12 protein-coding genes are annotated in these 11,767 nt (G+C 60.3%); 8 read left to right on the top strand and 4 right to left on the bottom strand.

Annotation, left to right across the window (positions count from 1 at the left end):
• Positions 1 to 382 precede the first annotated feature (382 nt).
• The 3 genes from CKW14_RS29065 to CKW14_RS29055 all read right to left on the bottom strand — a co-directional run bounded on the left by CKW14_RS29065 (position 383) and on the right by CKW14_RS29055 (position 1,775).
• On the bottom strand, positions 383 to 592 hold the full coding sequence (locus CKW14_RS29065) for a DUF1289 domain-containing protein (RefSeq protein WP_093436849.1): 210 nt from the start codon (positions 590 to 592) through the stop codon (positions 383 to 385).
• Positions 589 to 1,113, bottom strand: a complete 525-nt coding sequence (locus CKW14_RS29060; RefSeq protein WP_034154816.1) for a gamma carbonic anhydrase family protein — start codon at positions 1,111 to 1,113, stop codon at positions 589 to 591. Before CKW14_RS29060 ends, CKW14_RS29065 begins: the two co-directional genes overlap by 4 nt.
• 62 nt (positions 1,114 to 1,175) lie before the next feature.
• A complete protein-coding gene (locus tag CKW14_RS29055) occupies positions 1,176 to 1,775 on the bottom strand; it encodes a CoA pyrophosphatase (RefSeq protein ID WP_093436852.1) in 600 nt (199 codons plus the stop codon).
• Positions 1,776 to 1,922: 147 nt separating this feature from the next.
• Between CKW14_RS29055 and CKW14_RS29050 the strand changes: the two genes are divergently transcribed.
• The 7 genes from CKW14_RS29050 to nagE all read left to right on the top strand — a co-directional run bounded on the left by CKW14_RS29050 (position 1,923) and on the right by nagE (position 10,659).
• Positions 1,923 to 2,474, top strand: a complete 552-nt coding sequence (locus tag CKW14_RS29050; protein ID WP_007909002.1) for an NUDIX hydrolase — start codon at positions 1,923 to 1,925, stop codon at positions 2,472 to 2,474.
• Positions 2,475 to 2,587: 113 nt separating this feature from the next.
• On the top strand, positions 2,588 to 3,103 hold the full coding sequence (locus tag CKW14_RS29045) for a murein L,D-transpeptidase family protein (protein ID WP_095050942.1): 516 nt from the start codon (positions 2,588 to 2,590) through the stop codon (positions 3,101 to 3,103).
• A gap of 283 nt (positions 3,104 to 3,386) precedes the next feature.
• Positions 3,387 to 4,118: a GntR family transcriptional regulator gene (locus CKW14_RS29040; protein ID WP_093436861.1), complete on the top strand. Its 732-nt coding sequence runs from the start codon at positions 3,387 to 3,389 to the stop codon at positions 4,116 to 4,118.
• A gap of 40 nt (positions 4,119 to 4,158) precedes the next feature.
• Complete coding sequence (gene nagA / locus CKW14_RS29035; RefSeq protein ID WP_095126660.1) at positions 4,159 to 5,265, top strand: N-acetylglucosamine-6-phosphate deacetylase; 1,107 nt, start codon at positions 4,159 to 4,161, stop codon at positions 5,263 to 5,265.
• Positions 5,246 to 6,268: an SIS domain-containing protein gene (locus CKW14_RS29030; protein WP_095050944.1), complete on the top strand. Its 1,023-nt coding sequence runs from the start codon at positions 5,246 to 5,248 to the stop codon at positions 6,266 to 6,268. The genes nagA and CKW14_RS29030 overlap by 20 nt, the downstream gene beginning before the upstream one ends.
• Positions 6,269 to 6,406: 138 nt before the next feature.
• Positions 6,407 to 8,920, top strand: coding sequence for a phosphoenolpyruvate--protein phosphotransferase (ptsP, locus tag CKW14_RS29025; protein WP_095126659.1), 2,514 nt, complete (start codon positions 6,407 to 6,409; stop codon positions 8,918 to 8,920).
• A 23-nt stretch (positions 8,921 to 8,943) separates the two neighbouring features.
• Positions 8,944 to 10,659, top strand: coding sequence for an N-acetylglucosamine-specific PTS transporter subunit IIBC (nagE, locus tag CKW14_RS29020; RefSeq protein ID WP_095126658.1), 1,716 nt, complete (start codon positions 8,944 to 8,946; stop codon positions 10,657 to 10,659).
• A 179-nt stretch (positions 10,660 to 10,838) separates the two neighbouring features.
• Here the strand turns inward: nagE and CKW14_RS29015 are convergent, their stop codons facing one another.
• A complete protein-coding gene (locus CKW14_RS29015) occupies positions 10,839 to 11,201 on the bottom strand; it encodes a DUF6124 family protein (RefSeq protein WP_095050947.1) in 363 nt (120 codons plus the stop codon).
• Positions 11,202 to 11,650: 449 nt separating this feature from the next.
• Between CKW14_RS29015 and CKW14_RS30635 the strand changes: the two genes are divergently transcribed.
• A partial coding sequence (locus tag CKW14_RS30635; protein WP_371857732.1) for a transposase occupies positions 11,651 to 11,767 on the top strand: 117 nt, incomplete at its 3' end.

The following is an 11,767-nucleotide window of genomic DNA, read 5'->3' as shown; positions in this document are numbered from 1 at the left end:
TTCACTCGTTGATCCATTGGGGACTCTTGATTCCAGGGCATGGTCAGCACCTCCTGACCATGATTAATACCTGTAAACCATGTCCCCGGTCTCAAACGTAAAGGATGTACCCGGTCTTTACCCACCCCAGCCCTCTCCCCCAGGGGGGGAGGGGGAAAGGGAGCCCATCTTCCCTGGATTCCAATTCGAGCTCGACTCGATAACGCAGATAGGTGCAGCTTGAACAATCCCTTTCCTTCAGGCGAGAGGGAAAGGGAGCCGATCGGGGGCTTTTCAAACCTGAGTTCGACTCAATAGCTCAGGTCGGCGTATAGCGAAAGGCACCTCGGTCAGTCCCCTCTCCCCCTGGGAGAGGGTTAGGGTGAGGGCACCCTCAAGCCGATCACGATTTCGAAGGGATCATCCACACCAACCCACTCGCCTTCGCCCGCTCATGACACAACCCCAGCACCACGCGGCGCTCGTCGTTGGTCATACGGCCCCAGCGGGTGATCTCCGCGACCGTACGCTGGCAGCCAGTACAAATGTCATCCTCATCCAGCGCACAAATATTCACGCACGGCGAGGCAACGGGTCTCTCGGCTGTGTTCATTCTTCTTGCTCAACCAGATCACGGGCGTAGCGCTGCGAGTTATGCACATAGTGGGCGGCGCTGGCTTCGAGCATCTTCTTCTGCGGCTCGGTCAGTTCGCGCACGACTTTGCCCGGTGAGCCCATCACCAGCGAACCGTCGGGAATCTCTTTGCCTTCGCCAATCAGCGAGTTGGCGCCAATGATGCAGTTTTTGCCGATCTTCGCGCCGTTGAGAATCACCGCGTTGATGCCGATCAGGCTGTAATCGCCAACGGTGCAGCCGTGGAGCATCGCGTTGTGGCCGATGGTCACGCCAGTACCGATGGTCAGCGGAAAACCCATGTCGGTGTGCATCACCGTGCCGTCCTGCACATTGCTGTTCTTGCCGATCAGGATCAGTTCGTTGTCGCCGCGCAACACGGCGTTGAACCAGACGTTGGCGCCCTCTTCGAGTTTGACCTTGCCCACCAGTACGGCATTGGGGGCGACCCAGCTCTGTGGGTGGGTCTCGACACGGGCGTCGCCCAAGCGGTATTTCATCTTGTTTTCCTCAGGGCTCACGGTGAATGGCCATTCTGCCGATGGCTCAGGTATTGATGCGTTCAAGTATCAAGAAAGCTTTTTGGCGGTTGGTGCAGGCTGATCTTGGCGTCATAGAGCAGATTGATCAACTCGACGATCATGATCGCCGTCAGCCCCCAGATCTTGTACTCGCCAAAGCGGTAGCTCGGCACGTACCAGCTGCGACCCTGATAGTCGATGCGGTGCGTGTGTTCACGGGGGTCTTTGCGGAAGAATTCCAGCGGCACAGTGAACACTGCGGCAATCTCGGCATCGTTGGCCAGATACTCGACAAAATCGGGGATGACGCCGACATACGGCGTGACCTTGATACCGTGCAGGGAGATCAGCGGACTCAGCGGGCCGATGATTTCAACCAGGCCGGGGGGCAGGCCGATCTCTTCTTCGGCTTCGCGTAGCGCGGTGAAGATCAGGTCGGGGTCTTCCGGGTCGCGACGACCACCGGGGAACGCGACTTCGCCGCCGTGGGTCGAGAGCCCGCTAGCGCGCAGGGTCAGCACCAGTTCCGGCTCGTCACTGCGGGTGATCGGCACCAGAACGGCGGCCTCGGGGAAACGGGTGTCGGTCTCCAGCGTGCGCGGTGTGTGGTTGCTAACCCTATGCAGTAGCTCGTCCAGCATGAGTGTTCTCGATCTGTGCCTTACTCTGCATCATGCACCAATCGTTGCAAGCGCCCAAGCCCCCGAAACCCGCCGTGTCGCGAAACGACAACTTGCCGACCGGCACCGCTGCACGCCAAGATAGGCGCAGCATTCAGGAAGCCCAGCATGAAATTTTGCAGCCACTGCGGTAACCCGGTCACCCAGCGCATTCCCGAAGGCGATTCGCGGCTGCGATTTGTCTGTGACAGCTGTCAGACCATTCACTATCAAAACCCCAATATCGTCGCCGGTTGCGTGCCGACCTGGGGCACGAAAGTGTTGCTCTGCCGCCGCGCCATCGAGCCGCGTCTCGGCTACTGGACCTTGCCCGCCGGCTTCATGGAGAACGGCGAGACCATCGAGCAGGCCGCCGTACGCGAAACCGCCGAAGAAGCCTGCGCCCGGGTGCGCAACCTGAGTATCTACACGCTGATCGACGTACCGCACATCAGTCAGGTGCATGTGTTCTTCCGCGCCGAACTGGTCGACCTGGACTTTGCCGCCGGCCCCGAGAGCCTCGAAGTACAACTATTCGACGAAGCCGACATTCCCTGGGACGAGCTGGCTTTCCGCACGGTGGGGCGTACCTTAGAATGCTTCTTCGCTGATCGGCGTATCGAGGCGTATCCGGTTCGGTCTGAATCGATTCCTCCGTTGGCGCAGCCGGTCATTATTTAATCAAGACATTGGCACGATGGCCGACAAAAAGATCGCAGCCTTCGGCAGCTCCTACATGTACACATACATATAAAATGTTGGTTATCTGCGTCACTCCCTGGGGAATCGTTTCAATGCGCTGGTTGCTTGCCCTGTTTTGCCTGTCGTTCGTTACCGTCTCCCAAGCGTCATTCGTGACCACCGTGACGCCGTCGAATACACCTCTTATCGAAAAAGTTCTGGTGCTTAAATCCGCGCATCAACTGCAGCTGATCGCCGACGGCAAGCCGCTGAAGACCTATCGCATTTCCCTGGGCAAAGGCGCGAAGAAAGGTCCGAAACTGATAGAAGGCGACAAGCGCACGCCAGAAGGTTTCTATTGGATCGACTGGCGCAAGACCAGCGACAAATTCAATCTGTCGATGCACATTTCCTACCCGAACATCAGCGATTCGGCCCGCGCCCGGCGTGAAGGCGTCGAGCCCGGCGGGATGATCATGATCCACGGCACGCCGGATTCGGAAGAGACCCCGGAAGACCTGTTCCACACCCTCGACTGGACTGACGGCTGCGTCGCCATGCGCAACGTTGATATGCGCGAAGTATGGAACCTGGTGCCGGACGGCACGATGGTCGAAATTCGCCCTTAAACCCTGACCACTGGTCACCTGCAAAAAAATAAATCAAAAGATCGCAGCCTGCGGCAGCGCCTACAGAGGTGATACCACTCTCAACTGTAGGCGCTGCCGCAGGCTGCGATCTTTTGCTTTTTATAGGCCAACACTAATACCACTTGAAACCACACCCCCTAAAACCCTCCATTTCATTGGGCCAAAGCCCATTTCCGTGCGTTGACATGGTATTCAAGTGGTATTAATTTCCGCCCCACAAGCGAGCCACAACAATCCTATACTCGCGACGGAAATGCCCTACATGAACGACCTCCATACCCTACGCCCGGACGACTCCCAGCCGACGCCGCTGTACCTGCAGCTAGCGCGCAATCTGGAAGCAGCGATTCATGCCGGGCAGTGGAAGTCCGAACAGGCGATGCCTTCGGAACGCAACCTCAGCGAGCAACTGGGCATTTCCCGAGTGACTGCGCGCAAGGCGCTGGAAGTTCTGCTTGATCAAGGCCTGATTCGTCGCCTGCAAGGTTCCGGCACTTTCATCACCCCTCGCCTCGAACAACCGCTGTCGCGCCTTTCGGGTTTCAGCGAGATGCTGCGCCTCAAGGGTTTCGTACCCAGCTCGCAATGGCTGGAACGCGAAATCACCCTGCCGACCCACGAAGAACTGATCCGCCTCAGCCTGTCGCCGAACGACAAGGTCGCGCGCATGAAGCGTCTGCGCAAAGCCGATGACACGGTCATGGCCATCGAAATGAGCACCCTGCCCGCCTCGATCATGCCCAAGCCGCAATTGGTTGGCGATTCGCTCTACGAATACCTCGACGGCATCGGCAAGCCGATCGTCCGCGCCCTGCAGCACATCCAGGCGATCAACGCCTCTGACGAGTTCGCCGCACTGGTCGGCATCGCACCCGGCACCGCGATGCTGCTGATGACCCGGGTCGGCTACCTCGAAGACAACACACCGATTGAAGTCACCGACACCTATTGCCGCAACGACTACTACGACTTTGTTGCAGAGCTTCGTAGATAAAGAGCTGCGTCGTTAAGCGCGGCCAAAAGCGAGAACCAAAATGTCCGAAGACAACATCCTTACCGCCAGCGGCTGGGTTCGCGGCCGGCTGGTCCACGAACACGGCAAAGTCGTGTCGATCGAAGGCGTGCCCTGCGATCCGACCGACAATGACCTGCCGTATCTGCTGCCGGGTTTCATCGATCTGCACGTCCACGGCGGCGGTGGCAAAGACATCATGGAAGGCGCCAGCGCCTTCGAGACCATCACCAGAACCCACGTGCGTTTCGGCACCACCTCGCTGCTGGCCACCACCATGACCGCGCCGAGCGCCGAGATCTCCAGCGTCTTGAAAGAAGTCGGAGAGTTCTGCGAACAGCGTCCGAAAGGTGCCGCGCGAGTCCTCGGCGTACACCTCGAAGGCCCGTACATCAACCCCGGCAAACTCGGCGCGCAACCGAACTTCGCCCACACCGCATTGATGGCCGAAGTCGAAGAATACCTGGCACTGGCGCCGATCCGCGTGATCACCATCGCCCCGGAAATCGCCGGCCATGACGGTTTGATCCGTGAGCTGAGCAGCCGTGGCGTGCGCATGCAGATCGGCCACACCCTCGGCAGTTACGAGGAAGGCGTCGCTGCGCTTGATGCCGGTGCGACCAGTTTCACCCATCTCTATAACGCCATGAGCCCGCTGCATCACCGCGAGCCAGGCATCGTCGGCGCCGCGCTGGCCCACGCCAAATTCGCCGAGCTGATTCCGGATTTGCTGCATGTGCATCCCGGCGCCATTCGGGTGGCCCTGCGCTCAATCCCGTGCCTGTATTGCGTCACCGATTCGACTGCCGCCGCCGGCATGCCCGACGGTGAATACAAGCTCGGCAGCCACACCGTGACCAAATGCCTGGGCGGCGTACGCCTGCCCGACGGCACGTTGGCCGGCAGCACGCTGACCATGGATCAGGCCCTGCGTAACTTGGTGAAGATCGGTTTGCCGATCGCCGAGGCCTCGCAACGCCTGTCGCAATTTCCCGCCGACTATCTCGGCATTACTGAACGCGGGCGCCTTGCACCTGGCGCCTGGGCCGACTGCGTGCGGCTGGACCGCTCACTCACACTGACCGCCGTCATGGTCGAAGGAGAAGACATTGACTTCAAAAATGCTTGAGGAGGCGCTGTCCTCGTTCGAGGCCGTGCAAGCCCAACTGCAACAGCTCGACCCGCAAATGATCGAAATTGCCGGGCGCCTGCGCCGTCAGCCGCCGCAAGTGGCAATGACTGTGGCTCGCGGCAGCTCCGACCACGCGGCGAGCTACTTCGCCTACCTGACCATGCAGCAACTTGGCGTCCCGGTGGCGTCGTTGCCGATGTCGGTGGTGACCATGCAGCAGGCGCCGTTGAAGGTCAGCGGTCAGGTCGCGTTCGCCTTTTCCCAGTCGGGGCAGAGCCCGGATCTGGTCAACAGCTTGCGTCTGTTGCGCAAGCGTGGCGCGTTAAGCGTGTCGATGGTCAACGCCGCCGATTCGCCACTGGAAGCCGCGTGTGAATTCAGCGTGCCACTGCTCGCCGGGACTGAAAGCAGCGTCGCCGCGACCAAAAGTTTTATCGCCACCCTCAGCGCCAGCGCTCGTTTGATCGCGCACTGGAAAGAGGACAACGAATTGCTCGAGGCCGGCAACGCCCTGCCTGAAGGCCTGCGCGAAGCGGCGAAACAGGACTGGAGCATGGCCATCGAAGCGCTGCGCGATTGCGAGCGTTTGATGGTCATCGGCCGGGGAGCCGGGTTTGCCATCGCCCAAGAGGCAGCGCTGAAATTCAAGGAAACCTCGGCGATTCAAGCTGAAGCGTTCAGCAGCGCCGAAGTCCGTCACGGCCCGATGGCGCTGATCGACGAACACTACCCGTTGCTGGTTTTCGCCCCACGCGGCGCTGAACAGGCTGGCCTGCTGAGTCTTGCGGCGGAAATGCGTCAACGCGGCGCCCGCGTGTTGCTGGCAGCGCCGGACGATGTGAACGAACGCGATCTGACCCTGACCCGCGCCGAGCACCCGGCCCTTGATCCGATTCTGGCGATCCAGAGCTTTTACGTGATGGCCGCCGGTCTGGCCGTGGCCCGTGGCATGGACCCGGATCAGCCGCGCCACCTGAGCAAAGTGACCCGCACGCATTAATTGAAGCAAACCTGTAGGAGCTGCCGAAGGCTGCGATCTTTTGATTTTGATTCACAGAAAGACAAGATCAAAAGATCGCAGCCTTCGGCAGCTCCTACAGGGGACATCGAACCGAGATATAACCGATGAGACCGAGCCATGCACAACAACAATAAAGAGCTGACCCTTAGCGCCCCGCTCAGCGGCCCGGTGCTCACGCTCGCCAAAGTCCCGGACGCGGTGTTCGCCAGCGGCGCCATGGGCGACGGCATTGCTATCGACCCGATCAACGACACGCTGTATTCGCCGTGCGCCGGAATGATCATTCACGTCGCCCGCACCGGCCACGCGCTCACCGTGCGTGCCGACAACGGCGCGGAGATCCTTCTGCATCTGGGCCTCGATACCGTTGAGTTGAACGGCGAAGGCTTCTCGATGCTGGTCAAGGATGGCACCCGCGTCAGCAAGGGTCAGCCGTTGTTGCGCTATGACCTGGACAAGGTCGGCCAGCAATGCAAAAGCCTGGTCAGCCTGTTGATCCTGACCAACAGCCAGGATTTTCAGGTGCGGCCGATTACGCTCAAAGCAGTGAAAGTCGGCGAGCCGTTGCTGCACATTATTGCGCGCAACGGTCTGGCGGCGAGCGCAGCAGTCATCGGCGGGCCTGAGGTTCATGGCCATGTTCTGGTGGCCCATCGCGGTGGTTTGCATGCCCGCCCGGCTGCGCTGATTCGGCAGACTGCGCAAGGGTTCAAGAGCCAGTCGCAACTGCACTTCGCCGGCAAATCGGCGCCGTGCAACAGCCTGATCGGTTTGATGGGCCTGGCCGTTGGCGAGCAGGATGAGGTGCAGGTCAGTTGTCAGGGGCCGGACGCTGAAGCCGCGCTGCAAGCGTTGCTCAGCGCGTTGGCCACGGCGCTGCCGGATGATCATCACGCGGTGGCGCCGGTCAATGTTGCCGCTCTTAAGCGCCCGGCCGAGGCTGGCGTGTTGCACGGTGTATGTGCTGCGCCGGGACTGGTTGGCGGGCCGCTGTTTCGTTTGAACGCGATCAGTTTGCCAGCGGATGCGGGCAATCATGATCCGCTGCAGCAACAGCAGGTGCTCGACACAGCGCTGACTCAGGTCCGCAACGAAATCGACGCCACCCTCATGCAAGCGAAAAAACACAGGAATGCCGACGAAGAAGCGATCTTCGCCGCGCATCTGGCACTGCTCGAAGACCCGGCGCTGCTCGACGCTGCACAGCGATCCATCGAACAAGGTTGTGCGGCAACTCACGCCTGGAGCCAGTCGATCGACGTGCAGTGCGAAATGCTGCAGCAAACCGGCAGCGCGCTGCTGGCCGAACGCGCCAACGATCTGCGTGACCTCAAGCAACGGGTGTTGCGGGCATTGCTCGGCGAAGCCTGGCATTACGATGTGCCGGCCGGCGCCATTGTTGCCGCTCATGAACTGACGCCTTCGGATCTGCTGCAACTCAGCGCGCATGGCGTTGCCGGGTTATGCATGGCCGAGGGTGGCGCGACGTCGCATGTGGCAATTCTCGCTCGCGGCAAAGGTCTGCCGTGCATGGTGGCGTTGGGTTCTGCCTTGCTTGATCAGCGACAAGGCCAAGCGGTGGTGCTCGATGCCGACAGTGGACGCCTCGAACTGACGCCAGATGCCGAACGCCTGGCTGAAGTTCAGCAGGCGCAACTCGACCGTCAGCAGCGCCGCGACGCACAGCAAGCCAAGGCTCACCTGCCTGCAGAAACCCGCAACGGCGTGACCATCGAAGTCGTCGCCAACGTTGCCTCCAGCGGTGAAGCGGCAGATGCCTTCGCCAACGGCGCTGATGGCGTTGGTCTGTTGCGCACTGAGTTTTTGTTCGTCGATCGTCAGACCGCGCCGGATGTCGAAGAACAGCGTGCGGCCTATCAAGGCGTACTGGATGCGATGGGCGATCACTCAGTGATCATCCGCACCATCGACGTTGGCGGCGACAAGCAACTCGATTACCTGCCGCTGCCCGTCGAGGCCAACCCGGTGCTCGGCCTGCGCGGCATTCGTCTGGCTCAGGCGCGCCCGGAAATCCTCGACCAGCAACTGCGCGCGCTGCTGCAAGTCAGCCCGCTGCGCCGCTGCCGGATCCTATTGCCGATGGTCACCGAAGTGGATGAGTTGCTGCACATCCGCCAACGCGTCGATGCGCTGTGCCTGGAGATGGGCATCACGCAACGCCCGGAAATCGGCGTGATGATCGAAGTCCCGGCCGCCGCGCTGCAAGCCGAACAACTCGCCGAACACGCCGACTTCCTTTCGATCGGTACCAACGACTTGTCGCAATACACCTTGGCCATGGATCGCGATCACGCAGGCCTGGCCGCCCGCGTCGACGCCCTGCACCCGGCGCTGCTGCGCCTGATCGCCATGACCTGCGAAGGCGCGGCGGTGCACAAGCGTTGGGTCGGCGTCTGCGGCGCCCTCGCCTCCGACCCGCTGGCCACACCCGTTTTGATCGGCCTCGGCGTGAGCGAACTGTCGGTCAGCCCGGTGCAGATCGGTGAAATCAAGGACCGCGTGCGTCAACTGCACGAAGCCGAATGCCAGCGCCTCAGTCGTGACCTGCTCAAGCTGAGCAGCGCCACCGCCGTGCGTCACGCCTGTCATCAACATTGGCCTCTGCGCTAACAAAAACAAAAAGGACAAACGCCATGTACCAACTCTTCATCGAAGGCCTGCAACGCCTCGGCCGCGCGCTGATGCTGCCGATCGCGATCCTGCCGATTGCCGGCCTGCTGCTGCGCCTGGGTGACACCGACCTGCTGAACATCGCGATCATTCACGATGCCGGCCAAGTGATCTTCGCCAACCTGGCGATGATCTTCGCCATCGGCATCGCCGTCGGTTTCGCCAAGGACAACAACGGCACCGCCGGCCTGGCCGGGGTGATCGGTTATCTGGTGATGATCTCCACGCTCAAGGTGCTCGACGCGAGCATCAACATGGGCATGCTCGCCGGTATCGTCAGCGGCCTGATGGCCGGCGCGCTGTACAACCGCTTCAAGGACATCAAGCTGCCGGAGTATCTGGCTTTCTTCGGTGGTCGACGGTTTGTGCCGATTGTCACAGGGTTCGCGGCGGTCGGTTTGGGTGTGGTGTTCGGCTATATCTGGCCGCCGATCCAGCACGGCATCAACGCGTTTGGTGCGCTGATGATGGAAAGCGGCAGTATCGGCGCGTTCGTGTTTGGCGTGTTCAACCGCCTGCTGATCGTCACCGGCCTGCACCATATCCTCAACAACATGGCGTGGTTCGTGTTCGGCAACTTCACCGATCCAACTACCGGGGCTCTGGTGACGGGTGACCTGTCGCGCTACTTCGCCGGTGATCCGAAGGGCGGCCAGTTCATGACCGGCATGTTCCCGATGATGATCTTCGGCCTGCCCGCCGCGTGCCTGGCGATGTATCGCAACGCCCTGCCGGAACGGCGCAAGGTGATGGGCGGGATTTTTCTGTCGATGGCTTTGACGTCGTTTTTGACTGGGGTGACCGAGCCGATTGAATTCGCCTTCATGTTTCTGGCGCCGTTGTTGTATCTGCTGCATGCGCTGCTGACCGGGTTGTCGATGGCGATCACCAATGCGTTGAACATTCACCTCGGCTTCACCTTCTCCGGCGGTTTTATCGACATGGTGCTGGGCTGGGGCCGCTCGACCAATGGCTGGTTGGTGATTCCGGTCGGGCTGGCGTATGCCGTGGTGTATTACGCGGTGTTTGATTTCTGCATTCGTCGCTTCAATCTGAAGACGCCGGGGCGTGAGGATGTCGCTGTCAGTGAAAAAGCCGTACTGACTGAGAACGAGCGCGCCAGTGCCTACATCAAGGCGTTGGGCGGAGCAGAGAACTTGCTCACCGTCGGCGCCTGCACCACGCGGTTGCGACTGGAGATGGTTGATCGCAACAAGGCTTCGGATGCAGACCTGAAAGCGTTGGGGGCAATGGCGGTTGTGCGTCCGGGTAAAGGTGGGAGTTTGCAGGTTGTGGTTGGGCCGATGGCGGACAGCATTGCGGATGAGATTCGCTTGGCGATGCCTTCACTGGGGCGTGCGATTTTGGTTGAAACCGCTGTTGTTGCTGAGGAGTCGAAAGCCGCTGTGATTGCTGGCTCCGAAGCGCAGCAATGGCTGACCGCACTGGGCGGTGGCGACAACGTGCTGCAACTGGAGTGCATTGCCATGAGCCGGATTCGCTTGCTGTTGGCGGATGGCAAGGCGTTGTCCGAGGCGCAGTTGAAAGAGCTGGGTTGTCAGGGTGTCAGCCAGTTGGAGGGTGGGGTTTGGCATTTGCTGGTGGGGGATAAGGCTGCGAGTTTGAGTGGGGCGATTGAGGCATTGGTCGATCGTAGCGAGGTCGGCGCCAAGGTTTAGAGGTCTGGTGTTTGGACAGGCCTCATCTCTAGCAGGCTAGCTCCCACAGTTTGGAGTGTGTGCGTTCTGCCAGACTTGGGTTGCCTGGATCGGCGTCATCGCTGGCAAGCCAGGTCCCACAAGGGAATGCGTTTCAACTGTGGGAGCCAGCCTGCTGGCGATGAACGATGACGCGATCGTCAGGTTTGTGGATCGACTCGATCCAGTGCGCGGTTTACTGCGAGTTCGGCGAGCATGATGATTTGCTGGATGCCTAGCGCGGTGCTGCGCTGCAGGCCGGTTAGCTCATTGGCAAAGTTGCTGGTAGCAGCGCTTGCCGAGGCTAACGATTCGCAGGCGTGAGCGAGCAGGCTTTCGGTGTCGACCTCTGGGCAGACCATGAACATGGTGCTCGGTCGGCGGGGCTTTGCGGGTTCGGGGCACAGGTAGAAGTCGAGGGCGCGTTTGATGGCTTCGCGGTTTCGGGCCTGGTCTTCGGCGCGGAGGGCTTCTTCGAGTGGGGTTTTGGTTTCGTGGGGTGGGTCGGGGACGGGTTTAGTCATTGCAATGATCTCTAATCAAATGATTGAAGCCATCACTGGTCGTTTCTCACGCGACGAAGAGGTGGCAGCCATGTGCGGAGTGAGAAACCGGTAAGAGATCAACCCGGCCGAACCGAAGTCCGCCCGCACACAGCCGCCATAGAACATTGCCGGCAGCAAATGAGCTGGCGGCGATTATGGTGCTACTGACGTTTGATTAAAACCTCTTACCGGGTTCTCACACCCGATCACCGATTTGCGGTGACAGCCAAAGACTAGAGACCCGACGTCCGACGGACAACCTGAAAACCTTGTGGGAAGGTTCTGGCTATTCGACACATCATTAAACAGTCAAAAGCAAACCCTCACCCTAGCCCTCTCCCAGAGGGAGAGGGGACTGACCTGATCTGGCTTAATGATTCTGGACACCCCTAAAGGGCGTTAATCTACGCCCAACGACGAGGTGTGATTTGACCAGACGATATTTTTCGACAGATTTCAAACGGGATGCGGCTTGCCTGGTTTTGGATAAAGACTATTCGGTGAGTGAAGCCTGCGAAGCAATGGGCGTGGGCCCTACAGCTCTG

Source organism: Pseudomonas sp. Irchel s3a12 (genome assembly GCF_900187485.1).
In the GTDB taxonomy this organism is placed as follows: domain Bacteria; phylum Pseudomonadota; class Gammaproteobacteria; order Pseudomonadales; family Pseudomonadaceae; genus Aquipseudomonas; species Aquipseudomonas neuropathica.
The sequence above is the reverse complement of the archived record's forward strand: the minus strand, read 5'-3'. Positions and strand labels throughout refer to the sequence as shown.

What these genes read in the sequence shown, in the direction of transcription:
- CKW14_RS29055 (WP_093436852.1), bottom strand. Translation starts at nt 1,775, where the DNA reads ATGCTGGACGAGCTACTGCATAGGGTTAGCAACCACACACCGCGCACG.
- CKW14_RS29065 (WP_093436849.1), bottom strand. Translation starts at nt 592, where the DNA reads ATGAACACAGCCGAGAGACCCGTTGCCTCGCCGTGCGTGAATATTTGT.
- nagA (WP_095126660.1), top strand. Translation starts at nt 4,159, where the DNA reads ATGTCCGAAGACAACATCCTTACCGCCAGCGGCTGGGTTCGCGGCCGG.
- CKW14_RS29040 (WP_093436861.1), top strand. Translation starts at nt 3,387, where the DNA reads ATGAACGACCTCCATACCCTACGCCCGGACGACTCCCAGCCGACGCCG.
- CKW14_RS29050 (WP_007909002.1), top strand. Translation starts at nt 1,923, where the DNA reads ATGAAATTTTGCAGCCACTGCGGTAACCCGGTCACCCAGCGCATTCCC.
- CKW14_RS29015 (WP_095050947.1), bottom strand. Translation starts at nt 11,201, where the DNA reads ATGACTAAACCCGTCCCCGACCCACCCCACGAAACCAAAACCCCACTC.
- CKW14_RS29060 (WP_034154816.1), bottom strand. Translation starts at nt 1,113, where the DNA reads ATGAAATACCGCTTGGGCGACGCCCGTGTCGAGACCCACCCACAGAGC.
- nagE (WP_095126658.1), top strand. Translation starts at nt 8,944, where the DNA reads ATGTACCAACTCTTCATCGAAGGCCTGCAACGCCTCGGCCGCGCGCTG.
- CKW14_RS29045 (WP_095050942.1), top strand. Translation starts at nt 2,588, where the DNA reads ATGCGCTGGTTGCTTGCCCTGTTTTGCCTGTCGTTCGTTACCGTCTCC.
- ptsP (WP_095126659.1), top strand. Translation starts at nt 6,407, where the DNA reads ATGCACAACAACAATAAAGAGCTGACCCTTAGCGCCCCGCTCAGCGGC.